The organism is Modestobacter excelsi, assembly GCF_005930495.1.
Lineage (GTDB): Bacteria > Actinomycetota > Actinomycetes > Mycobacteriales > Geodermatophilaceae > Modestobacter > Modestobacter excelsi.
Genome location: NZ_SJEX01000030.1, coordinates 11,924 through 34,777, shown reverse-complemented (window position 1 = coordinate 34,777; position 22,854 = coordinate 11,924). Strand labels below are relative to the sequence as shown.

General features: G+C 75.3%; 22 protein-coding genes. 11 read left to right on the top strand and 11 right to left on the bottom strand.

Annotated features, from left to right (window positions below; genetic code table 11):
- Window positions 1-35 precede the first annotated feature (35 nt).
- Genes FHL80_RS11980 through pip form a run of 6 tightly spaced genes read left to right on the top strand, consistent with a single transcriptional unit; the run spans window position 36 to window position 5,188 of the window.
- Window positions 36-1,292, top strand: a complete 1,257-nt coding sequence (locus FHL80_RS11980; RefSeq protein WP_138733643.1) for a M20 metallopeptidase family protein — start codon at window positions 36-38, stop codon at window positions 1,290-1,292.
- Window positions 1,293-1,352: 60 nt separating this feature from the next.
- A complete protein-coding gene (locus tag FHL80_RS11975) occupies window positions 1,353-2,729 on the top strand; it encodes a YibE/F family protein (RefSeq protein ID WP_138733642.1) in 1,377 nt (458 codons plus the stop codon).
- Window positions 2,726-3,385: a class I SAM-dependent methyltransferase gene (locus tag FHL80_RS11970; RefSeq protein ID WP_246078629.1), complete on the top strand. Its 660-nt coding sequence runs from the start codon at window positions 2,726-2,728 to the stop codon at window positions 3,383-3,385. The genes FHL80_RS11975 and FHL80_RS11970 overlap by 4 nt, the downstream gene beginning before the upstream one ends.
- Before the next feature lie 24 nt (window positions 3,386-3,409).
- A complete protein-coding gene (locus FHL80_RS11965; RefSeq protein WP_138733641.1) occupies window positions 3,410-3,880 on the top strand; it encodes an AfsR/SARP family transcriptional regulator in 471 nt (156 codons plus the stop codon).
- Between the two features lie 16 nt (window positions 3,881-3,896).
- Window positions 3,897-4,229 (top strand): TraR/DksA family transcriptional regulator, encoded by a 333-nt coding sequence (locus FHL80_RS11960; RefSeq protein ID WP_138733640.1) that lies wholly within the window; start codon window positions 3,897-3,899, stop codon window positions 4,227-4,229.
- A complete protein-coding gene (gene pip / locus FHL80_RS11955; RefSeq protein WP_138733639.1) occupies window positions 4,226-5,188 on the top strand; it encodes a prolyl aminopeptidase in 963 nt (320 codons plus the stop codon). Before FHL80_RS11960 ends, pip begins: the two co-directional genes overlap by 4 nt.
- Here the strand turns inward: pip and FHL80_RS11950 are convergent.
- From FHL80_RS11950 to FHL80_RS11930, 5 genes are read right to left on the bottom strand one after another with little or no spacing between them, the layout of a single operon-like run.
- Window positions 5,176-6,111, bottom strand: a complete 936-nt coding sequence (locus FHL80_RS11950) for a glycosyltransferase family 2 protein (protein WP_138733638.1) — start codon at window positions 6,109-6,111, stop codon at window positions 5,176-5,178. The genes pip and FHL80_RS11950 overlap by 13 nt on opposite strands.
- Window positions 6,108-6,965 (bottom strand): glycosyltransferase family 2 protein, encoded by an 858-nt coding sequence (locus FHL80_RS11945; RefSeq protein WP_246078628.1) that lies wholly within the window; start codon window positions 6,963-6,965, stop codon window positions 6,108-6,110. The genes FHL80_RS11950 and FHL80_RS11945 overlap by 4 nt, the downstream gene beginning before the upstream one ends.
- A gap of 29 nt (window positions 6,966-6,994) precedes the next feature.
- Window positions 6,995-8,086, bottom strand: coding sequence for a prenyltransferase (locus FHL80_RS11940; RefSeq protein WP_138733636.1), 1,092 nt, complete (start codon window positions 8,084-8,086; stop codon window positions 6,995-6,997).
- Complete coding sequence (locus tag FHL80_RS11935) at window positions 8,079-8,840, bottom strand: class I SAM-dependent methyltransferase (RefSeq protein WP_138733635.1); 762 nt, start codon at window positions 8,838-8,840, stop codon at window positions 8,079-8,081. The genes FHL80_RS11940 and FHL80_RS11935 overlap by 8 nt, the downstream gene beginning before the upstream one ends.
- Complete coding sequence (locus tag FHL80_RS11930) at window positions 8,834-10,102, bottom strand: glycosyltransferase family 4 protein (protein WP_138733634.1); 1,269 nt, start codon at window positions 10,100-10,102, stop codon at window positions 8,834-8,836. Before FHL80_RS11930 ends, FHL80_RS11935 begins: the two co-directional genes overlap by 7 nt.
- Window positions 10,103-10,190: 88 nt before the next feature.
- Here FHL80_RS11930 and FHL80_RS11925 point away from each other — a divergent pair, with 88 nt between their 5' ends.
- From FHL80_RS11925 to FHL80_RS11915, 3 genes are all read left to right on the top strand, one after another.
- Window positions 10,191-10,484 (top strand): Dabb family protein, encoded by a 294-nt coding sequence (locus FHL80_RS11925; RefSeq protein ID WP_138733633.1) that lies wholly within the window; start codon window positions 10,191-10,193, stop codon window positions 10,482-10,484.
- 335 nt (window positions 10,485-10,819) lie between these two features.
- Complete coding sequence (locus FHL80_RS11920; protein WP_138733632.1) at window positions 10,820-11,245, top strand: hypothetical protein; 426 nt, start codon at window positions 10,820-10,822, stop codon at window positions 11,243-11,245.
- Window positions 11,246-11,396: 151 nt separating this feature from the next.
- Window positions 11,397-12,458, top strand: a complete 1,062-nt coding sequence (locus FHL80_RS11915; protein ID WP_138733631.1) for a DUF4192 domain-containing protein — start codon at window positions 11,397-11,399, stop codon at window positions 12,456-12,458.
- Window positions 12,459-12,462: 4 nt separating this feature from the next.
- On the opposite strand, the gene FHL80_RS11910 is transcribed toward FHL80_RS11915, so the two are convergent.
- Both FHL80_RS11910 and FHL80_RS11905 read right to left on the bottom strand, forming a co-directional pair.
- Entirely contained in the window at window positions 12,463-14,544 is a 2,082-nt protein-coding gene (locus FHL80_RS11910) for a S9 family peptidase (RefSeq protein ID WP_138733630.1), read from the bottom strand.
- Between the two features lie 113 nt (window positions 14,545-14,657).
- The gene (locus tag FHL80_RS11905; RefSeq protein WP_138733629.1) at window positions 14,658-15,377 is read right to left on the bottom strand and encodes an iron-dependent transcriptional repressor DtxR; all 720 of its coding nucleotides are present in this window, start codon (window positions 15,375-15,377) and stop codon (window positions 14,658-14,660) included.
- A gap of 191 nt (window positions 15,378-15,568) precedes the next feature.
- Here FHL80_RS11905 and FHL80_RS11900 point away from each other — a divergent pair, with 191 nt between their 5' ends.
- Both FHL80_RS11900 and FHL80_RS11895 read left to right on the top strand, forming a co-directional pair.
- Window positions 15,569-16,753 carry an acetoin utilization protein AcuC gene (locus FHL80_RS11900; protein WP_138733628.1) on the top strand — a complete coding sequence of 395 codons (1,185 nt, stop codon included), beginning with the start codon at window positions 15,569-15,571 and terminating at the stop codon, window positions 16,751-16,753.
- Window positions 16,754-16,819: 66 nt separating this feature from the next.
- On the top strand, window positions 16,820-19,516 hold the full coding sequence (locus FHL80_RS11895) for a bifunctional acetate--CoA ligase family protein/GNAT family N-acetyltransferase (protein WP_138733627.1): 2,697 nt from the start codon (window positions 16,820-16,822) through the stop codon (window positions 19,514-19,516).
- A 99-nt stretch (window positions 19,517-19,615) separates the two neighbouring features.
- On the opposite strand, the gene sigB is transcribed toward FHL80_RS11895, so the two are convergent.
- From sigB to FHL80_RS11875, 4 genes are all read right to left on the bottom strand, one after another.
- Window positions 19,616-20,599, bottom strand: a complete 984-nt coding sequence (gene sigB / locus FHL80_RS11890) for an RNA polymerase sigma factor SigB (RefSeq protein ID WP_138733626.1) — start codon at window positions 20,597-20,599, stop codon at window positions 19,616-19,618.
- Between the two features lie 257 nt (window positions 20,600-20,856).
- Entirely contained in the window at window positions 20,857-21,288 is a 432-nt protein-coding gene (gene dtd / locus FHL80_RS11885) for a D-aminoacyl-tRNA deacylase (RefSeq protein ID WP_138733625.1), read from the bottom strand.
- A gap of 60 nt (window positions 21,289-21,348) precedes the next feature.
- On the bottom strand, window positions 21,349-21,678 hold the full coding sequence (locus tag FHL80_RS11880) for an NAD(P)/FAD-dependent oxidoreductase (RefSeq protein ID WP_138733624.1): 330 nt from the start codon (window positions 21,676-21,678) through the stop codon (window positions 21,349-21,351).
- A 637-nt stretch (window positions 21,679-22,315) separates the two neighbouring features.
- A complete protein-coding gene (locus FHL80_RS11875; protein WP_138733623.1) occupies window positions 22,316-22,822 on the bottom strand; it encodes a DUF4188 domain-containing protein in 507 nt (168 codons plus the stop codon).
- Window positions 22,823-22,854 lie beyond the last annotated feature (32 nt).

Here is a 22,854-nt window from a genome sequence, read left to right as displayed (position 1 = left end):
ATCTGCCCGCAACGCCGGTCCGGGAGGATCGCCGGGTGAGCTCACCCGACCCGGCCGTCCCCCCGCCCGTCCCGGTCGGCGAGCCCGACCCCGTCCTGGTGATCTGGTACGAGCGGTTGTCGGCCGCGGTGGCCGAGGAGCTGCCGGCCGCGGTCGAGCTGCGCCACCAGCTGCACGCCGACCCCCGCATCTCCGGGGACGAGCAGGACACCGCGGACGCCGTCGTGGCCGCGCTCGGGCTGGGGGAGGGGCGCCGGGTCGCCGACACCGGGCGGCTGGTCCGGGTCGTCGACGGCGCCGGACGGGCGGTGGCGCTGCGCGCGGAGCTGGACGGGCTCGGCGTCGAGGAGCGGACCGGTGTCCCGTGGACCTCCACCACCGATGTCATGCACGCCTGCGGGCACGACGCCCACCTCGCCGGGCTGGTCGCCGTCGCCCGCGCTGTCACCCGGGTCGGCGGGCCGGCGCCGCTGGTCCTGCTGCTGCAGCCGCGCGAGGAGCGGGCACCCTCCGGTGCCGCGGACGTGGTGGCCGCCGGCGTCCTGGTCGAGGAGCGGGTCGACTCCGTGGTCGCCGCGCACGTGCAGCCGCAGCTGGCCGCCGGTGTCGTCAACGCCACGCCCGGGCCGGTCAACGCCGCCACCGACGAGTTCACCCTCACCGTCACCGGGCACGGCGGCCACGGCGGGTACCCGCACACCACGCTCGACCCGGTGCTCGCGCTGGCCGCGATCGTGGTCAACCTGCAGCAGCTGGTCAGCCGCCGGGTCGACCCCACCGTCGGCGCCGTGCTGGCGGTCACCCAGCTCGACGCCGGGTCGTCGTTCAACGTCGTCCCGGACACCGCCCGCGCCCGGGGCGGGCTGCGGGTGATGCGCGAGGAGGACCGCGCACTGCTGCTGCAGGCGCTCACCGACGTCGCCGAGCACACCGCCACCGCCTACGGCTGCACGGCGACGGTGCACAGCGAGAACAACGAGCCGGTGCTCGCCAACGACCCCGAGCTGGCCCGCGCGACCGTCCCGTGGCTGACCCGCAGCGAGATGACGGTGGACGACACCTGGCGGTCCTTCGGCGCCGACGACTTCGCGCACTTCTGCATCGGCCACCGCGGGCTGATGCTCTTCCTCGGCGTCGACGGCGGGCCGCCGAGCGCCGACGGGCGGCGCCCCGGGCTGCACTCGCCGCGCTTCCTGCCCGGTGACGACGTGATCGGCCAGGTCGCCGCCGCCCTGCTCGCCGGGTACCTGGCCGGTGCCGAGCTGCTCGGACCGGTGGCGCCCCCGGCCTGAGGTGGGCGACACCACGCCCGGCGGGCCGGAGCCGGCCGGACCGGCACCTAGCCTGACCGGGTGCCGGCCCACTCCCACAGTCCTGGACCCGACACCGGGGGCGGGGCCCAGCCGCCGGACCCGGCGGTCGTCGCCCGCCGTCGCCGCGCCGTCCGGCTGATGCTCTACGTGCTGGTGCCCATCGGGCTGGCCACCCTGGCCGGGCTGGTCGTGCTCTGGCCCAGCGGGGGGAAGACGGCCGCGCAGCAGGCGGCGGAGTCCTTCCTGCCGCCGGGCACCACCTACCCGGAGGCGACCATCGCCTCGCTGGAGCCCTACCAGTGCGCCGAGGCCACCGGCAGCGCGCCGGCGCAGACCTGCGCCACCGCGGTGATGGTGATCGGCGACGGTGCCGGCGCCGGGGACTACGTGCAGGTCGACCTGTCGGCCGACGTCGTCGCCGAGGGCGTCCAGGTGGGCGACGAGCTGGTGCTCAACCGCGACCCCGGCACCGACGGCGGGGACGCGGTCTACTCGTTCCAGGACTGCCCGCGCGGCACGCCGATCGTCGTCCTCGCGCTGTTGTTCACCCTGGTCGTCGGCGCGGTGGCCCGGCTGCGCGGGCTGCTCGCGCTGCTCGGGCTGGGCTTCGCGTTCGTCGTGCTGATGGAGTTCATGCTCCCCGCGCTGCTGGCCGGCGGGTCGCCGGTCTGGGTCAGCCTGGTCGGCTCCTCGGCGATCATGTTCGTCGTCCTGTACCTCGCGCACGGCTTCTCCGCCCGGACGACGACGGCGCTGCTGGGCACGCTGTTCGGCCTCGGGCTGAGCGCCGTGCTGGGCGCCGTTGCGGTCGCCGCCGCCCACCTCACCGGGTTCAACGACGAGAACACCGTCCAGCTGCTGCAGTTCGACCCGACGCTGGACTTCTCCGGGCTGGTGCTCGCCGCCACCGTCGTCGCCGGGCTCGGCATCCTCAACGACGTCACCATCACCCAGGCCTCGGCGGTCTGGCAGCTGCAGGAGGCCGCGCCCGCGGCCGGGTGGCGTGAGCTGTTCCGCCGCGGCATGGCCATCGGCCGGGACCACATCGCCTCGACCATCTACACGATCGTCTTCGCCTACGCCGGGGCGGCGTTGCCGCTGCTGCTGATCTTCGAGCTGTACCAGCGGCCGTTCTGGACGGTGCTCACCGGGACCGAGGTGGGCGAGGAGGTCGTCCGCACGCTGGTCGGCGGGATCGCGCTGGTGCTCGCCGTGCCGGTGACCACGCTGATCGGCGCGCTGGTCGCCACCGCCGCGTCGATGCGCGGCGGGCCCCCCGGGCCCGAGCCGACCGAGGACGACCGCGAGGCCCAGCGGCGCCGGGAACGGCTCCGCGCGCTCCGCGAGCAGGCGGCTGCATCCGGTCCGGCCGCGTCGGGTCCCGCCGCCGGGCCGCCCCGGCGGGACCCGCGGTGACCGCGCCGGGGGCCGACCGGGATGCTGCCCGGGTGACCGCCGACCTGCTCGCCGCCGCGGCCGCCGCGCCGGGCTTCATGCCGCCGGACGAGGGCCGCGCCCTGTACGAGGCGGCGCGCACGGTCGCCGTCCCCGGGCCGCTGCTGGAGATCGGCAGCTGGATGGGCAAGTCGGCGCTCTACCTGGCCGCCGCCGCCCGCGAGACCGGTCGCCAGGTGGTGACCGTCGACCACCACCGGGGCTCCGAGGAGCACCAGCCCGGCTGGGAGTACCACGACCCGTCGCTGGTCGACCCGCTCGTCGACCGGATCGACACCCTGCCGGCGTTCCGGCGGACGATCGCCGCGGCCGGCGCCGAGGACGTGGTCGTCGCCGTGGTCACCCGGTCGGAGGTGCTCGCGCCGCTGTGGTCGACCCCGCTGGCGCTGCTGTTCCTCGACGGCAGCCACACCGAGGAGTCCGCGCGCCGCGACCAGGACGCCTGGGTCGCCAAGCTGGCCGTCGGCGGCACCCTGGCCATCCACGACGTCTTCCCCGACCCGGCGGACGGCGGCCAGGCGCCCTTCGGCGTGTACTCACGGGTGCTGGCGTCGGGGGAGTTCACCGAGCTGCCGGGCACCGGCTCGCTGCGGCTGCTCCGCCGCGCTCCGTCCTGACACCGGGGTGGGGACGATGTCGCCGTGCCCGTCCGCATCTGCCTCCTCGGCCCGGTCGCCGTGGTCGACGACGACGGGCGGCCGGTCGACGTCGGCGGACCGCGGGCCCGGGCGCTGCTGGCCCGGCTGCGGCGGACGCCGCCCGAGGCGCCGCTACGCGCGCAGGCGCACGGCTACCTGCTCGACGTCCCGGCCGGTGCCGTCGACGTCCACCGGTTCGAGACGCTGGTCGCCCGGGCCAGGCGTGAGCACGGGCCCGAGCGGGTGGTCGCCCTGCTCCGCGAGGCCGAGGCGCTCTGGCGCGGCCCGGTGCTGGCCGACCTGCGCACGCTCGCGTTCGCCGGGCCGCTGGCCACCCGCTGGAGCGACCTGCGGCTCACCGCCGCCGAGCTCCGGCTGGCCGCCGAGCTGGACCTCGGCCAGGCCGGGGCGGTCCTGGTCGAGCTGGAGGAGCTGGTCGCCGACGGACCGCTGACGCCGGCTGACGGCCGCTGACGGGCACGATGGGGGCGTGACCGCAGTCGACGACCTGACCCGCACTCGGGCGGAGACCCTGGCCCACATCGCGGCGCTCACCGCGGAGTTCGACGGGGTGGTGGCGGCGTCGGCGTCCTCCAACGCCGACGACGAGCACGACCCCGAGGGCGCGACGATCGCCTTCGAGCGGCAGCAGCTCGCCGCCCTGCTGGAGCAGGCCCGGCAGCGGCTGGCCGACGTCGACGCGGCGCTGGCCCGCGCCGCGACCGGGGACTACGGGCGCTGCGTGGAGTGCGGCCGGGAGATCGCCCCCGAGCGGCTCGCCGCCCGCCCGCAGGCCCGCACCTGCATCGCCTGCGCCCGATGACGCTGTACCCGCCGATCGAGCCGCACGAGACCGGCATGCTCGAGGTCGGCGACGGCCACGCGCTGTACTGGGAGGTCTGCGGCAACCCGGCCGGGAAGCCCGCGGTGGTGCTGCACGGCGGCCCGGGCTCGGGGTGCACGCCCGCCAGCCGCCGGTACTTCGACCCGGCGCGGTACCGGGTCGTGCTCTTCGACCAGCGCAACGCCGGGCGCAGCACACCGTGGGCGGGCGAGCCGGAGGTCGACCTGTCGGCCAACACCACCGCGCACCTGCTGAGAGACATCGAGCAGCTGCGCGAGGACCTGGGCATCGAGCGATGGCTGGTCCAGGGCGGGTCGTGGGGCGTGACCCTGGCGTTCGCGTACGCCGAGGCGTTCCCGGAGCGGGTCAGCGAGCTGGTGCTGCTCGCCGTCACCAGTGCCGACCGGTGGCTGCTGGACTGGATCACCCGGGACATGGGACGGGTCTTCCCCCGGGAGTGGGACCGGTTCCGGGCCGGTGTGCCGGAGCGCGACCGCGACGGTGACCTCGCCGCGGCCTACAGCCGGCTGCTGCACGACCCGGACCCGGCGGTGCGGGCGAAGGCCGCCCAGGACTGGTGCGACTGGGAGGACACCCACGTCTCGCTCGCTCCGGGCGCCGAGCCCGCGATGTCGGTCATGGACCCGGCACGTCAGCTGGCGATCGCCCGCCTGGTCACGCACTACTGGGGCAACGGCTGCTTCCTCGAGGACGGTCAGCTGCTCCGCGACGCCGGCCGCCTGGCCGGTGTCCCCGGGGTGATGGTCCACGGCCGGTTCGACGTCAGCGGCCCGCTGGACGTGGCCTGGCGCATGCACCAGGCGTGGCCGGGCAGCGAGCTGGTGGTGGTGGGCGACGCCGGGCACGGCGGCGGCAGCACGGCCGCCGCGGTGGTCGCGGCCACGGACCGGTTCGCCGACCGCGGTCAGCTCACGTAGCGGCGGGCGGTGGAGCTGCGCTGGGTGTGCTCCAGCGCCGCGAACCGGGCCTCGGCGTGCGGCGGGAGCACGGTGCGCTCGCGGAGCACCCAGGGCAGCCCGCGGACGGCGGCGAGCAGCCCGCGGGCGGTCACCCGGTCCCGCGGCACGGTGCGCAGCAGGTGCACGGTGCGGCGCAGGGCCGGCCGGAACGGGCGGCGCAACCACGTCGTCCAGAGCGTGTTGCGGATGCCGTCGGCCCGCCGCTTGTGCGGGTCCCGTGCACTGCTGGCCTGGTGGTGGACGGTGAGCCCCGGCAGGTAGCAGAGCTCCCAGCCGGCCGATGCGAGGTCGCCGGCCATCAGCTCCTCCTCGCCGCCCAGCCAGAGCCGCTCGCTGAAGCCACCGACCTCGTCGAAGGCCTCCCGGCGGAGCACGCTGGCGCCGGCCAGGAAGCTGCCCAGCGCCGGGCCGGGCAGCCAGTCGGCGCCGACGACCGGGGAGTCGCGCAGCTCGGCGACGATCGGGTCCTCGGTGCTGCCGGGCTCGACCAGGATCCGCGCGGTGAGCACGGCCAGCCGCGGGTGCGCGTCGAGGGTGTCGGCCGCCATGCGCAGCGAGCCCGGCTCCCACCAGGTGTCGTCGTCGCAGAAGGCGACGTAGGGGGTGTCCAGCCGGGCGACGCCCAGGTTGCGGCCGACCGCGCCGAGGTTGGTGGGGCTGGCGATCAGCTCCACCCAGGGGTGCTGGACGCGGACGGCGTCGGCGGTGCCGTCGGTGGAGCCGTTGTCCACGACGACGACGTGCGGCTGCTCGGGCAGCCGGCGCAGCCGGGAGAGCGCCAGCAGCAGCTCCTCGCGCCGCTGGTGGGTGATGACCACGACCGCGACCCGCGGGTCCGCACCGACCCCGGTGGACAGCGGGGCGGCGAGCTCGCTAGTCACCGGGCCAGCGCCCGGACGCCGGCCATCACGTGCCGGGGCAGCACCCGGCGGCGGCGCAGCGCCGCGGGGACCCGGGGGAGGGCGCCGGCCAGCCCGCGCCGGCCGGGACCGCCCGCGCGCGCGGCCCGGACCAGCTGACCGGCCAGGTCGCGCAGCGGGTAGCGCATCAGGGCGGTGAGCACCCGGCTGCGCCAGATGCCCGCCTGCCGGGTGGTCGGTGCGTCGCGCGAGGTCGAGGGGTGGTGGTGCACGGTGACGCTGTCGACGTAGGACAGCCCCCAGCCGGCGGCAGCCAGGTCCAGGGCGAGCCGCTCCTCCTCCCCGGGGAAGCGGACCACCGGGTCGAAGCCGCCGGCTGCGGTGAACGCCTCGGTGCGCACCAGCGCGGCGCAGGCCACGAAGCCCAGCAGCGAGGGTCCGGGCAGGTCCGGCTCGGTGCCCAGCGGGCTGGCCGCCATCTCGGCGCAGACCGGGTCGAGCTCCTCCTCGCTGTCCACCAGGATCCGGGCGGACAGCAGCCCCAGCCGGGGGTGGGCGTCCATGATCTGGACGGCGCGGGCCAGGTCGCCGGGCGCCCACCACGAGTCGTCGTCGGTGAAGGCGACGTAGCGGGTGCCCGCGCGGGCGGTGCCCAGGGTGCGCGCGACGGCACCGGCGTTGCGGTCCAGCGGGACGACCGTGACGGCGGGGTGGGCGGCACGCACGGCCTCCACCGTGCCGTCGGTGGACGCGTTGTCCACCAGGACGACGTGGGCCTCGTGCCGCGGCAGGCTGGCGAGGAGGTCGGCGCGGCGGTTGCGGCTGGCCACCACGCAGGTCACCGCGGACAGCGGTGGGTGGAGCTGTGTGATCACGCCAGGACCCTGCCCGGTCCGCACGCCGGTCAACCTCGCACGACCCCTCCGCCGGGGGTGGCGTCGGGCACTCCCCGGGGCGCCGGGGGCGCCAGCGCGGCCGGTTCGGCGAACAACGCGGCGGCCGGGCCGGTGCCGGCGATCGCGTCGGCGGCCAGCACCACGGCGGCGGCGGTCCAGGTGGTGCGCTCGACCGGCCAGCGGGCGTCGTCGGCGTAGACCAGGCCGGTCCAGTACGAGCCGTCGTCCGCGCGCAGGTGCTGCATGGCGGCAAGCTGCTCGGTGGCGTCGTCCACCCGGCCGGCGGCGGCCAGCGCCAGTGCCAGCTCGCAGGTCTCGGCGCCGGTCACCCACGGCCGGTCGGCGACGCAGCGGACGCCCAGGCCGGGGACGACGAAGGTGTCCCAGCCTGCGGCCAACCGGGCCTCGGCCGGTGCGCCGGTGACCGCGCCGGCGAGCACCGGGTAGTACCAGTCCATCGAGTACCGCGACCGGTCGGCGAATGCCCCGGGCCGCTCGGCCAGCGCCCGGCCGAGGTCGTCGGCGGCGAGGTCCCAGTCCGGCTGCTCCTCGCCGACGAGGCCGGCCAGCGCGATGCCGGCGCGCAGGGCCTGGTACAGGCTGGCGTTCCCGGTGAGCAGCGCGGTGTCGTCGGGCGTGCCGTCCGGGCGCAGCGCCCAGCTGACCGCGCCGCTGGGCAGCTGCATCGCGGTCACCAGGTCCAGTGCGCGGCGCACGGTGGGCCACAGCCGGTCGACCTGGGCCTCGTCGCCGGTGCAGAGCCAGGAGTGCCACACGCCGACAGCGAGGTAGCCGGCGTGGTTGCTCTCGACGGCGGGGGCGGTGACGGCGCCGTCCCGGTACTCGGCGGCCCAGGAGCCGTCCGGGCGCTGCCGGCGGGCCAGCCAGGCGTACGCGGCGGCCGCGCGGTCGTGCCGGCCGCCGACGTCCAGCGCCATCGCCGACTCCACCATGTCCCAGGCGTCCAGCCGGCCGCGGCGGAACCAGGGCAGCGCACCGTCGCGGGACTGCTCGGCGGCGATCGCGGTCACGGTCTGCCGGACCTGGTCGGCGGTGAGCACCCCGGGCACCTCGGGAAGGTCAGCCGGGGCGTCAGGCACGCGCGAGGTCCCCGGCGGGCTTGGCGACGACCTCGTCGACCGGGATCCGCGGCTTGTCGGCGTAGATCACGAAGCTCTTGCCCAGCACCGGGTCCAGCAGCCGCTCGGCGGCGCGGGTGAGCCACGGCCGACGGACGAGGTCCCAGACGAGCAGCCGGTGGTAGGCGCGGACGGCCCGGGTGTCCCGGTCGACCCCGACGGCGCACTTCAGCCACCAGAAGGGTGCGTGCAGGGCGTGCGCGTGGTGGTCGTCGGTGGGCTGCAGCCCCGCTCCGGCGAGCCGCTCCCACAACTGGTCCCCGCGGTAGATGCGGATGTGGCCGCCCTCGTTGGCGTGGTAGCTGTCCGACAGGGCCCAGCAGATCCGCTCCGGCCCGTAGCGGGGAACGCTGATCGCCACCCGACCTCCGGGCCGGAGCACCCGGGCGATCTCGGCCAGCGCGGTCCGGTCGTCCGGGATGTGCTCGAGCACCTCGGAGGCGATCACCCGGTCGACGCTGGCGTCGGGCACCGGGAGCGCGCGCAGGTCACCGCGGGCCACCCCGGCGGTGGCGCCGGTCGGGGCCTCGCCGGCCGCGGCGATGGCGCCCAGCCACTCGGCGGTGGTGGCCACCTCGGACTGCCCCCAGTCCACGGCGAGGACGCTCGCCCCGCGGCGGTAGGCCTCGAAGGCGTGCCGCCCCTCACCGCAGCCGAGGTCCAGCACACGCATGCCGGGCCGGACGTCGAGCAGGTCGTAGTCGACCGTCAGCACGCAGCGCTCCTCGTGTTCGTCGTGCGGCGGTCCAGCACCTCGGCGTACCAGGCGGCGGTCCGCTCCGCGGTGCGCCGCCAGGTGTAGGTGCCCAGCACGCGGGCCCGGCCGGCCCGGCCCAGCTGCTCCTGCAGGGACGGGTGGTCGAGCACCAGCTCCAGCGCGGCGGCCAGCCGGTCGACGTCGCCGGCCGGGACCTGGACCCCGGCGTGCGAGCCGACCACCTCCGGCAGCGCTCCCGCGTCGGTGGTGACCAGCGGGGTGCCGCAGGCCATCGCCTCCACCGCGGGCAGCGAGAAGCCCTCGTACAGCGACGGGATGGCGGCGACCGTGGCCGTCTGCAGCAGTCGCACCAGCTCCTCGGTCGGCACGGGCCCGGTGAAGCGGACCGCGTCGCCGAGGGCCAGCCGGTCCAGCGCCGCGTGCGCGGGCCCCCCGGGGCGGGCGGTGCCGACGACGGTCAGCCGGACGTCCCGCTCGGTGCGCAGCTTGGCGACCGCGTCGAGCAGGTGCACCAGCCCCTTGAGCGGCACGTCGGCGCTGGTGGTCACCACGATGCTGGCCGGCTCCCGCAGGCCCGGCCCGGCCGGTGGCCGGAAGACGTCGGGGTCGATCCCGACCGGGATCACCTCCACGTCGGCGGCAGGCACACCCATGTGCCGGGTGATGTCGCGGCGGGAGCTCTCCGACACGGTGGTGACGCCGTCCAGCCGTCGGGCGACCCGGGCCTGCATGGCGGTGAAGGCGTACCAGCGGCGCAGGGTCAGCCGGCGCCGCAGGCCGGTGGCCGCGGCGAGCTCGAGGTCCCGGTCGATGGCGATCGGGTGGTGGACCGTCGCCACGGTGGGCAGGCCCCCGCGGCGGAGCCGCAGCAGCCCGTAGCCGAGGGACTGGTTGTCGTGCACGAGGTCGAACTCGCCGGGGCGACTGCCCAGGAGGCGGGCCGCCCGGAGGGTGAAGGTCAGCGGCTCGGGGAAGCCGGCCGTGCACATGGTGGCCCACTCGACCAGGTCGACGGGGCTGCGGAACTCGCTGGGCCGCGGGGTCCGGAACGGGTCGGGTTCCCGGTAGAGGTCCAGGCTGGGCACCCGGGTCAGCGGCACGCCGTCGTCGAGCTCCGGGTAGGGCTGACCGCTCAGCACCTCGACCCGGTGCCCGAGCTCGCGGAGCTCCCGGGACAGCGCGCGGACGTACACGCCCTGGCCACCCCCGTGGGGCTTGCTGCGGTAGGACAGCAGTGCCACGCGCAGCGACCGTCCCATGCCCGGACTCTAACGAGCGGGTCCGGGCACCCCCGGAGCCGGACCGGGCGCCGTGGCAGCTGGTCGGCCCGGCTGGCAGGGTGCGGGCATGCTGCGTCACGTCGTGCTCTTCACCTGGACCGAGGACACCGCCCCCGAGACCCGGGCCGCCACGCTCGCGGCCCTCCGCCGGCTGCCGGAGGAGGTGGGCGGGATGACGTCCTTCGCGATCGGCCCGGACCTCGGTCTCCGGGAGGGCAACGCGCACACCGCCCTGGTGGCCGACTTCCCCGACGAGGAGGCCTACCGCGGCTACGCGACCGACGAGCGGCACCTGGCCGTCATCGCCGAGCACGTGACGCCCCACCTGGCCGCGCGGTCGGCCGTCCAGTACGAGGTCTGAGCGTCCTGGCCGGACCTCGGGTCGGATCACGATCACCGGACCCCGCCGCCACCTCGGACCGCTCACCGCGGGGCTGCTGGGCGCGGCCGTGCTGGCCGGCTGCGGCTCCGAGGTGGAGGGACAGGGGTCGGCGACCACGTCCCCGCCCCTCCTCGGCCGGCGCCACCGCCGAGGACCTCTCGGCCGGTCTGCTGCCCGCCGAGGCGTTCGGCGCCGATGCGCAGGCCACACCGATCACCGCCGACCAGCTGCAGCAGCAGTCCTGGCTCGGCGGGCTGGGCGGACTGCGGGACGTCACGGTCACCCCCGGGGCGTGCGCGCCCGCGGTCACGTCGGTGCAGCCCGGCCTGGACGACCTGACCGGCCTGGGTGCCCAGACCGTCACCGCCGGCTCCACCAGCACGGCCGAGGTGCTCGCCGCGAGCCCGGGCGTGACCGACGGCGTCGACCAGCTGGCCTCCACCGTGCAGACCTGCCCCCAGGCGACGATCACCGCTCCCCAGCTCGGCACGGCCACCGCCACCTTCGCCGAGCTGCCCGTGCCGGATCTCGGCGACGGGTCGGCGGGGATGACGATGACGATCTCGCTGCCCGGACCGGCCGGGCAGCCGGTGACCGTGCCGCTGCTCATGGGAGTGGCCGCGGACGGCGACCGGCTGGTCAGCCTGACCGCCACCGACCCGACCGGGGCGACCCACCCCGCGGCCTTCGCCGCTCTGCTGCAGCAGGCCTACGGGCACCAGGCCGACGCCCTCGACTGAGTCGGCTGGCCGGCACGGGAACGGGATGCGCATGCCCGGACGGTGCACCCGGTCGCCGACGGCCCGCTGCTGGCCGTCCACAGGGACGGCCTCCGTCCACAACCCGGGCTGACGCCCGCCGCGGCGGTCCTGCCGGCAGCAGGGTCGCCGCATGCCCGACGCCGGTCCGCCATTCACCGTCCGCCTCTCCGACCCCGGCGAGGTGGCCGCCGCCCTGCCCCACCTCATCGGCTTCCAGCCGCGTGAGTCGCTCGTCGCGGTCAGCCTGCGCGGCCCGGACGGTCGCCGGCTCGGCCTCACCGGCCGGACCGACCTGCCGCCCGCCGCCCATCCCCGGCCGGTGCTGGACGGCCTGGTGCGCTCGATGCTCACCGACCGCCCTGCGGCCGTGCTGCTCCTCGTGGCGAGCGAGCAGGACGACGACGCGGACGGCGGTCCCAGTCCGGCCGAGCTGCCGCACCGGCCGTTGGTACGTGAGGCGGTGCTCGCCTTCACCGCGGCCCGGGTGGCCGTCCGCGAGGTCCTCCTGGTCCGGGGCGGTCGATGGTGGTCCTACGACTGCGACGCGGCCTGCTGCCTGCCCGGGGCGGGCACGCCGCTGCCCGGCGGCACCAGCCCGCTGGCCGCGGCCTCCGTCGTGACCGGGCAGGTGGTCGAGGCCGACCGGGCCGCGCTGGTCCGGCGTCTGGCCCCGGTCGGCTTCCTGGCCGCCGCGGGGATGGCCCGGGCCTGCGACGAGGTGGGGGACGAGCTGGCCCGCCGGACCGCCGAGCTCGGGTGGGACGCCGTCGCGGAGGAGGGCTGGGCTGCGGTGCTGGCGGCGGTGGACGCCGCTGGACCCGGGGCGGGCGCCGGGCTGTCGGACCGGCAGGTGGCCCGGCTCGCCTGGGGCCTGCGCGACGTCGACCTGCGCGACCGCGCGCTGACCCTGGCCCTGGGCCGCTCGGCCGCCGCCGCCGAGGGGGTCTGGACCGAGCTGACCCGGCGGGCCCCGGCTCCGCTGGCCGCGGCACCGGCCACCCTGCTCGCGGTCACCGCCTGGGTCCGCGGCGACGGCTCGCTGGCCAACGTGGCGCTCGAGCGCGCGCTGACCAGCGAGCCGACCTACACCTTCGCCGTGCTGCTGCGCGCGGCTCTGGACGCCTGCCTGCCGCCGGCCGAGGTGCGCCGGCTGATCCGCGACGCGTGCGGGCCCAGCGATGCCCGCCGGTGACCGGTCAGAGCAGCTCGGGTCGCCGCCACTCCTCACCCAGCACGTGCTCGGCCAGGAACGCGATCACCGTCTCGTACCAGACCGCGGCGTTGCCCGGGGTGAGCACCCAGTGGTTCTCGTCGGGGAAGTAGAGGAACCGCGACGGCACCCCGCGCTTCTGCAGGTCGTACCAGAGCCGGAGGCCCTCGCCGATCGGCACCCGGTAGTCCTTGTCGCCGTGGATGACCAGCATCGGCGTCCGGATGGCGTCCGCGTACCGGTGCGGGGAGTTCTGCTCGTAGCGTTTCGGCTCGGTCAGCGGGTTGCCGAACTCGCGCTCCCAGTAGAACGCCGAGTCAGTCGTGCCGCTGAAGCTGTCCAGGTGCCAGAGGCTGGCGTGGGTGACGATCGCGGCGAACCGGTCGGTCTGGGTGGCGACCCAGTTGGCCATGTAGCCGCCGAACGAGCCGCCCATCGCCGCGGTCCGGGTCTCGTCGATCTCCGGGAGTGCGACGGTGGCGTCGACCGCGCTCATCAGGTCGGTGTAGGGCTCGGCGCCCCACGCACCCCAGCCTCGCCGCACGAAGTCCTGGCCGAAGCCCTGCGACAGGCCGGGGTTGGGCAGCAGCACCGCGTACCCGCGAGCGGCCAGCACCCACGGCGTCCAGCGCCAGGACCAGGAGTTCCAGCTCATCAGCGGGCCACCGTGGATCCACAGCACGAGCGGCGCCGGGGCGTCGGGGCCGGCGCCCTCGGGGAGCACCAGCCAGGACTGCACCCGGCTGCCGTCGGCGGCGGTCGCGTCGAGCTCCCGGAGGGTGCCCGGGAAGCTGCTGATGGTGCCCGGGTTGGGCAGCGGGGACGGGTCCTGACCGGTCGCCTGCGGGTCCAGCCGGACGGGCACCGGCGGGGTGTCGTAGCCCGACCGCAGGGCGTAGAGGGCGCTCCCGTCCCGGGCCACCTGCAGGTCGCTGTAGGCGCCCTGGTCGGTCAGCCGCACCGGCGAGCCGCCGTCCAGCCCAACCCGGAAGACGGCGTGCCGGCCGTCGTCGTCGGCGAGGAAGAACACCGACCCCCCGTCCGCGGAGAACTGCGGTGCGCTCGGCCAGCGGTCGAAGCCGGCGGTCAGCTCCTGGGCCTCCGCGGCGGCCACGTCGACGACCAGCAGGGTGTGGTCCGGGGGCTCGGCGAAGGTCGACTGCGACTCCGAGACGCAGACCACCCGTGCCGAGTCGGGGGAGAACGACGGGGCGTACACGTCGGCCAGCGGGTCATCGAGGAGCACCCGGGTCTCCCCGGACGCCACCTCGGTGAGCACCAGCCGGGAGCGCCGGCCGGCCGGCCCGTCCCGGACGTCCTCGCTGCGGGCGAGGAAGCGGCCGTCGGGGGAGAGGGCCACGTCGTCCCCGGCACCCAGCGGCGGGCCGGCGTCCGGGGTGAGGTCGCGCCAGGTCGGCGTCGCCGCCGCGGTGCCGGGGGTGCTCTCGGCCGGCAGCCGGCCGATCCAGAAGACGTGCGGGACGGCCGGGCCCAGGTCGTGGTCCCAGAACCGCACCGGGTAGCTCTCGTGCAGGACGGCGCTGACCCCGGCGTCCTCGCGGGCCGTCCGGCGCTGCTCGTCCGCCTCGGCGTCCGCGGCACCGGGCATCGTCGACGCGACGACCGCGACGTCGCCGGTGTCCCGGGCGACGACCAGCCCCGAGATCCCGCTGGGGCGCTGCAGGACCAGCCGCGCCTCTCCGCCGTCGGCCGGCAGGCTCCACAGCGAGCCCTTCGGCTCCCCGCTCTCCTTGGCCTCCGGGTCCGGTCGGGCGGAGGTGAACAGCAGGTCGCCGTCCGGGGTGAACAGCGGTGCGGACTCGCCGGCGGCACCCCGGGTCAGCCGGCGCGCCTCCCGCTGCCCCGTCGGGTCGATCTCCCACAGCGCGGACTGCCACTTCTTCCCCTCGGCGTCCAGCGTGGCGACCGAGGTGACCAGCCGGCTCCCGTCAGGGGAGAGCGCCAGGCCGCCCAACCGGGGCAGCGCGACGAAGTCCTCGAGGCGGTGGAACGGGCTGGGCGGAGGGGTGTCCGCGGCCTGCTCGGGAGGAACTGCGGAGTCGCTCACCGGTGCCTTCTCTCTGCGCGTCCGGACGGGTCGTCCCCGAGCCTAGTGACCACATCGTGAGCAAGGCGAACGACTTGGGTCGAGCTCCGGGGCGCGCAGGGGCCGGGTCTCCCTCAGCCCACGCCGACAGCGGCCTCGGCGGCCTCGGCCGGGGTGAGGTCCCCGTCGACCGCGCTGACGAACACGTGCTGGGCCACCCCGGGCTGCACGGCGACGCCGTCGACCAGCACGGTGCCGTTGACCAGCGTGGCGGTGACCGTCGAGCCGGGACGGACGCCCTGGTCGGCCAGCGAGCGCAGCAGCGGCGCGTCCTCCTGCAGCTGCTCGCTGATCCGCCGGACGACGACCTGCCGGCCCTCCGGGGTCGCCGTCACCGACAGCAGGGTCAGTGCGTCCAGGACGGCGGAGGTGTCGCCGCCCAGCGCGTCCAGCCCGGGGATCGGGTTGCCGAACGGGGAGACCGTCGGGTTGCCGAGCAGGCTGAGCAGCTTGCGCTCGACGGCCTCGCTCATCACGTGCTCCCAGCGGCACGCCTCCTCGTGGACGTCCGCGTACTCCAGGCCGATGACGTCCACGAGCAGGCACTCGGCCAGCCGGTGCTTCCGCATGACCGCGGTGGCCAGCGCCCGGCCCTCGTCGGACAGCTGCAGGTGCCGGTCGCCCTGCACGGTGAGGAGGCCGTCGCGCTCCATCCGCGCCACCGTCTGGCTGACCGTCGGGCCGCTCTGGTGCAGGCGCTCGGCGATCCGCGCGCGCAGCGGGACGATGCCCTCCTCCTCGAGCTCGAAGATGGTCCGGAGGTACATCTCCGTGGTGTCGATGAGGTCGTTCACGTCCACTCCTCCGTCAGGTGGCCCCGATCTTACGAGGCGGCGGCCACCCGCCGGGGAGATCAGGACCGAGGCGTTCCACCGGCACAGTACGAGGGCGGCACCGGTAGCGTCGCGACGGTGATGCAGCTGGCCCGCTCGACGACGAGCACCGCAGCACCGGTGGCACCCCCGGCCTCCGGGGGTGGGCGGTCGTGAGCGACTCGGTGGCCGTCGTCTGGGACGACACGCTCCTGGGCTACACCATGGGCGGGGACCACCCGATGCACCCGGTCCGGCTGGACCTGACCGTCCGGTTGGCCGACTCGCTGGGGGTGCTGGCGCGGCCGCGGCTGGAGGTCGTGACGCCTGCCCCCGCCGGCCCGGAGCTCCTCACCCTGGTGCACGACCCGGCCTACCTCGAGGCGGTCCGCCGGGCACCGGAGGACCCCTACGGCGTCGGGCACGGTCTGGGGACGGCGGACAACCCGGTGTTCCCCGGCATGTACGACGCCGCCGCGCTGATCACCGGCGGCAGCGTGCGGGCCGCCGAGCTGGTGTCCACCGGCCGGGCACAGCACGCGGTGAACATCGCCGGCGGCCTGCACCACGCCATGCGGGACTCGGCGTCGGGGTTCTGCGTCTTCAACGACGCGGCGGTGGCCATCGCCTGGCTGCTCGGCCAGGGCTGGGAGCGCATCGCCTACGTCGACCTCGACGTGCACCACGGCGACGGCGTGCAGGCGGCCTTCTACGACGACCCGCGGGTGCTCACCGTCAGCGTCCACCAGACCCCGCTGACCCTGTTCCCCGGCACCGGCTTCCCGGAGGAGACCGGCCACCCGCAGAAGGCGCTGGGCAGCGCGGTCAACCTGGCGCTGCCCAACGGCACCGACGACTCGGGCTGGCTGCGGGCGTTCACCGCGGTGGTCCCCAGCGTGGTGCGCGCCTTCCAGCCGCAGATCCTCATCACCCAGTGCGGCTGCGATGCCCACCACGAGGACCCGCTGGCCGACCTCGGGCTCACCGTCGACGGCCAGCGCGCCTCCTACCGGGCCGTCCACGACCTGGCGCACGAGGTCTGCGACGGCCGGTGGATCGCCCTCGGCGGCGGCGGGTACGGCCTGGTGCGCTGCGTGCCGCGCGCCTGGACGCACCTCATCGCCGAGGCCGGCGGGGACCGGCTGGCACCGGACACGGAGATCCCGCAGAGCTGGCAGGACGACGTCCGGCGCCGCGGGCTGCGGACGCCGCCGCCGGTCACCATGACCGAAGGCGGGTACATCGGCTTCCACCGCTGGGACCCCTTCACCGAGACCCGGGTCGACCGCGCGATCATGCGGACTCGCACCGCCTCCTTCCCGTACTTCGGACTCGACCCGGATGACCCCCGTGATTAAGGACCACCCAGCCCCCCACCACTCGCAAGCTCGCGGCGGGTCCCTGCTGGGAGGCCGGGAGGACACATGACCACGAGCGAGAGATCACCGGCGCCCCCGCCCCCGCCGCCGCACTGGGAGGCCGACGTCGTCGCCGCCGACGGTGGGACGGTGCACCTGCGGCCGATCACCCCCGAGGACGCCGACGGCATCGTCGGGCTGATGGACCGCAGCTCCGACCAGACCCGCTACTACCGCTTCTTCGGGCCGATGCGGCGGCTGTCGGACAAGGACCTGCACCGGTTCACCCACGTCGACCACGACGCGCGGGTCGCCTTCGTCGTCCTGCTCGGTGACCGGCTGATCGGGGTCGGCCGCTACGACCGCTACCCCGGCACCGATGACGCCGAGGTCGCCTTCCTCATCGAGGACGCCCATCAGCGGCGCGGGCTCGGGTCGGTGCTGCTCGAGCACCTCGCCGCCGCCGCCCGCGAGCGTGGCATCAGCCGTTTCGTCGCCGAGGTGCTCAGCCAGAACAGCCAGATGGTGCGGGTCTTCCTCGACGCCGGGTACTCGGCCAAGCGGTCCTACGAGGACGGGGTGGTGCACCTGACCTTCCCGATCGCCCCCACCGAGCAGTCCCTCGCCGTCGCCCACGAGCGGGAGCAGCGCAGCGAGTCCCGCTCGATCGGCCGGCTGCTGAACCCCGGCTCCGTGGCGGTCGTCGGCGCCAGCAACGACCCGGCGAAGGTCGGTCACGCCGTCCTGCACAACCTGCTCGAGTACGGCTTCGACGGGCCGATCTACCCGGTCAACCCGACGGTGCGGCACGTGCGCGGCGTGCCCGCCTACGCCGACATCGAGTCGATCCCCGACGACGTCGACCTGGCGGTGCTGGCCGTCCCGGCGGACGAGGTGCCCGGCGTGGTGGAGGCCTGCCGTCGCAAGAACGTGCACGGCCTGGTGGTGCTCTCCGGGGGGTTCGGGGAGACCGGGCCGGAGGGTCGGGCCGCCGAGCGTGCACTGGTCGCCTCCGCCCGGGCCTCGGGGATGCGCGTGGTGGGGCCCAACTGCCTGGGCATCGTGAACACCGACCCGGCGGTGCGGCTCAACGCCAGCCTCGCCCCCGACGTCCCGGGCCGCGGCCGGGTGGGGTTCTTCGCCCAGTCCGGCGCGCTCGGCGTCGCGCTGCTCGAGCGGGCCCGCGGCCGGGGCATCGGGTTGTCCAGCTTCGTCTCGGCCGGGAACCGGGCCGACGTCAGCGGGAACGACCTGCTGCAGTACTGGGCCAGCGACCCGGGCACCGAGGTGGTGCTGCTGCACCTGGAGAGCTTCGGCAACCCGCGCAAGTTCGCCCGATTGGCCCGCGGGGTCGGCCGCACCAAGCCGGTCGTGGCGGTGAAGAGCGGCCGGCACGTGAGCATGACCGCAGGGCTGGCCGGCACCAGCGTGGCCGTTCCCGAGCAGTCGGTGGCCGCGCTGTTCGCCTCGGCCGGGGTGATCCGGGTCGACACCCTGGCGCAGCTGTTCGACGTCGGCACGCTGCTGGCCCACCAGCCGCTGCCGGAGGGCGACCGGGTCGCCGTGGTCGGCAACTCGACGGCGATGGGGGTGCTGGTCATCGACGCGATCCTCGAGCAGGGGCTGCAGCTGGCGCACGAGCGCCCCGTCGACATCGGCACCCAGGCCGGCCCGGAGGACTTCCGTGCTGCGCTGCAGGCAGCCCTGGACGACGACGGCGTGGACTCGGTGGTCGCGGTCTTCCTCCCGCCGCTGCTGCACGGCGAGCAGCCTTTCGGGCGGGTCCTGCGGGAGGTGTCCGCCGCGTCCCGGAAGCCGTTGGTGGCCAACTTCCTCTCCACCGACGGCATCCCCGACGAGCTGGTGGTCCGCGACGAGCGCGGCATGCCCGCTCGTGGCTCGGTGCCCTCCTTCTCCACGCCGGAGCGGGCGGTCATCGCGCTGGCCAGGATGAGCGAGCACGCCCGGTGGCGGCGCCGTCCGCTCGGCGTGGTGCCCGAGCTCAACGACGTCGACGAGGCAGCGGCCCGGGCGGTGGTCGACGGCGCGCTCTCCGACGCGCCGGGGGGCCGCGACCTCACCGACGACGAGTCGATCGCCCTGCTGTGCGCCTACGGGCTCCCGATGCTCGGGACCCGTCGGGTCGAGGACGTGGAGTCTGCCGTCGCGGCCGCCGAGGCGATCGGCTACCCGGTGGTGCTGAAGTCGACCGCGCCCTGGTTGCGGGACCGTCGGGACCTGGGCGGCATGCGCTTCGACCTCGCCGACGCCGAGGACGTCCGCGTCGCCTACGCCGCGATCCCGGCCGGTGACCCGGTCATCGTCCAGGAGCAGGCGGCGCCCGGCGTGAGCACCGTCGTGGAGATCGTCGACGACCCGTCCTTCGGCGCGCTGGTCAGCTTCGGGGTGGGCGGGGTGGCCACCGACCTGCTCGGCGACCGCGCCTACCGCACGCTGCCGCTGACCGACCTGGACGCGCACGAGCTGGTGCGCGAGCCGCGGGCCTGGCCCCTGCTGGACGGGTACCGCGGCAGCACGCCGGTGGACTCCGCGGCGCTGGAGGACCTGCTGCTCCGGGTGGCCCGGCTCGCCGACGACCTCCCGGAGGTCCTCTCGTTGAGCCTCGAGCCGATCATCGTCGGGCCGGCGGACGCCTGGCACGGCGGCCGCTCGCTGGTCATCGCCGGCGCCTTCATCCGGATCGGCCCCCCGACGGCGCGCATCGACCCCGGCCCCCGCCGCATGTTCCGGCCAGGCACATGAGAAGAGCCCGCCACCCCCAGGGGTGGCGGGCTCCCGACCCCGTCCAGAGGCTCGCCCGGGCGTGCGAGAGGGGAGGAGGACGGGGTCCTTCGACCTCGTTCAGCCGAGGTAGTCCCGAAGCGCGTCGGCGCGCTGGGGGTCACGGAGCTTGGTCATCGTCTCGCGCTCGATCTGCCGGACCCGCTCGCGGGAGAGGCCGAAGCGCTTGCCGATCTGCTCCAGGGTCCGCGGCTGCTCGCCGTCGAGACCGAAGCGCATGATCACCACGTCGCGCTCGCGGTCCTCCAGCGTCTCCAGGACGTTGCGGACGTCGCCCTTCATCATCTGGAAGGCGACGGCGTCCTCGGCGACCGCGGCGTCGGCGTCCTCGATGAAGTCACCGAGACGGGACTCCTCGTCGGCGCCGACGGTCTGGTCGAGGGAGACCAGGTCGCGGGAGTACTCCAGCAGCTCGGTGATCCGCTCGGGCGTCAGGTCCAGCTCGAGCCCGAGCTCCTCGGCGGTGGGCTCCCGCTCCAGCTCCTGGTGGATCCGGCGGCGGGTGCGCACCACCTTGTTGACCTGCTCGGCCAGGTGGACGGGCAGCCGGATGGTGCGGCCGGAGTCCGCCATGGCGCGGGTGATGGCCTGACGGATCCACCACGTCGCGTAGGTCGAGAACTTGAAGCCCTTGGTGTAGTCGAACTTCTCCACGGCGCGGATCAGGCCGACGTTGCCCTCCTGGATGAGGTCCAGGAACGTCATGCCGTGGCCGGTGTAGCGCTTGGCCACCGACACCACCAGGCGCAGGTTGGCCTCGAGGAGGTGTGCCTTGGCGGACTTGCCGTCCGCGGCGAGGAGCTTGTAGTCGCGCTGGAGCGCGGGGGTCAGCTGCTTCTCGTTGAGCAGCCGGTCGGCGTAGAGGCCGGCCTCGATCCGCTTCGCCAGCTCGACCTCCTGCTCGGCGGTCAGCAGCGCGGTCTTGCCGATGGTGTTGAGGTAGACGCGCACCAGGTCCGTCGACACCAGGCCACTGGTGTCCGGGGCGCGGCGCGGGGAGCGCACCTCGAGGGTGTCGGTGAGGGAGGACTGCAGCACGGTCACGGTGAGTCTTCGTCCTTGCTTCGGGATCTGGATGCGTCGCCGCCGTCGTCGGCGGTCGGCCCATCCCGATGGAGGCGGTCAGAGCGTCGTCCCGGGAGTCGTCCGGGTGGCTCTCCAGCCGTTCTGTCCGGTGTGGTACGTCGTGTACAACGGATCGGACCGGTGGGGTGTTCCGAGGCGGTGCAACTCACAGGCAATGTCCAGCCGGAGGGCGCCGGGGGTCTGCGACGAGGTCGTGGTACCCGCTTCCAGGGTGGCTAGACCTCCAGCTGGAGGGTCATCGGGCCTTCGTTCACCGAGGCCACCGACATCCGCGCGCCGAACCGCCCGGTCGCCACCTCGGTGCCCCGCCGGCGCAGCGCGGCGACGACCTCGTCGATCAGCGGCTCGGCCTGCTCGCCGGGCGCGGCGTCGGCCCAGGACGGGCGGCGGCCCTTGCGGGTGTCGGCGTAGAGCGTGAACTGGCTGACGACCAGCACCGGCAGGCCCAGGTCACCGACCGAGCGGGCACCGTCGTCGGTGGGGAAGACGCGCAGCTCGTGCACCTTCCGCGCCAGCGCCCGGGCCCGGTCGGCGTCGTCGTCCCGGCCCGCCCCGACCAGCGCCAGCAGGCCCGGACCGATCGCCCCGACGACCTCGCCGTCCACCGTCACCGACGCCTGGCTGACCCGGCTCACCACTGCGCGCACGCCCGGGATCCTCCCGGTCGGTCCTCGGGGAGCGGCACCGAGCCCACCTGCGCCGGCCGGTCAGGACCCGTGCGCCTCCAGGTACTCGTGCACGAGGGAGATGGTGGCGCCCTCCCCGGCGGTGGCAGCCACACGCTTGACCGACCGGGCCCGGACGTCCCCGGCGGCGAAGACCCCGGGCCGGCTGGTCCCCAGCAGCATCGGCGGGCGGCGCAGCGGCCAGCGGGGTCCTGGCTCCACCCGGAGCAGGTCCGGGCCGGTGAGCACGTGTCCCCGGTCGTCGCGGGCGACCGTGCCCGCCAGCCAGGCCGTCCTGGATTCCGCGCCGATGAGCACGAACACCCCCGCGGCGGGCAGGTCACGGGTCGTCCCGCTGTCCCGGTCCCGCACGGTGACCGACTCCAGACCCGCTCACCGGCAGCCGCAGGTTGCTCCGGCCCACCCTGCCGAGCAGGGCGCGGCCCTTCTCGCTGTCCGGGTCGTAGGAGCGGAACGGGACCGCGGCCCGGGAGAGCTCGTCCTGGATGTCGTGCGTCCGGGCGTCGGACCGGTCGCCGACGACCCGCAGCGCGACTCCATGGGCGTCGTGCCACCTGTCCCAGGCGGACAGGATCTCGCTGACCGCCGGGTAGAGGTTCCGCTCGAGCGGGACCCACGGCAGTAGAGGTGGTGGTCCACCTGCCCGAGGGCCATCGCGCCCACGACCGGGTGCCGCGAGGACCAGTTGCCCCGGTGGACGAGCAGCACCCGCTTGGTCTCGGGATCGGCCTCGTGCGCCCGGGCGGACAGCTCCCACGGCGAGGGACCGGTCACCCGCTCGTCGACGACGACGAGCGCCGTCCGGCACCCGTCGACGGCCGACCGCTGGAGGAGCCCGGGGTCGCTCATCTGGTCCGGTGGTGCGGGCCGGGCGATGGCTGCCCGACCCCTGCCACTGCCGCAGGCCCGGCTGCCGATGGCGCCCGGCAGTGGGGCCTCGGGATCGAGCCGGCGCCCCGGGCCCGCCTGCGGTCCTGAGCGGCGCCGGTCAGTAGGGGGCGACCGCGGGGACGTCGGGCACCGATGGGTCCAGCCGGTGGGCCGCGCGCTGTCCGCGGGCGGCCAGAGGCACCAGGCTGGTGGCGCCGCCGAGACCGAAGTCCCCGGGCATGTTGACGTAGACGGTCTCGTGGCGGTCCACGACGAAGGTCTCGTGGAAGATGCCGACGTCGCCGTTGTCCCGGACCCGCCGGTTGAACTCCCGCCAGGCGGGCAGGTGGGCGTGGTCCCGGGCGCGGGCGTAGCGGTCGAGGTGTTCGGCGCTGCGCCAGTACTGCAGGGTGAGCACCGTGCGCCCGCTGACGTAGGTGCGGTGGGCGAGCAGGCCGAGGTCGGGACGCGCGGCCAGTTCCTGGAGCATCCGGGGCATCGCCGTGGCGACCGGCAGCCACTGCCGGATCTTCCACGGCCGGTTGATCCGCATGCCGATGAGGAAGGCGACCGTCCCGGGCGGTGCCTCGGCGGTCATCCGGCCGCTGAGTCCTGTCCTGCTCATAGTGGTCCTCCTGTCGGTGGCGCCCCGGACGG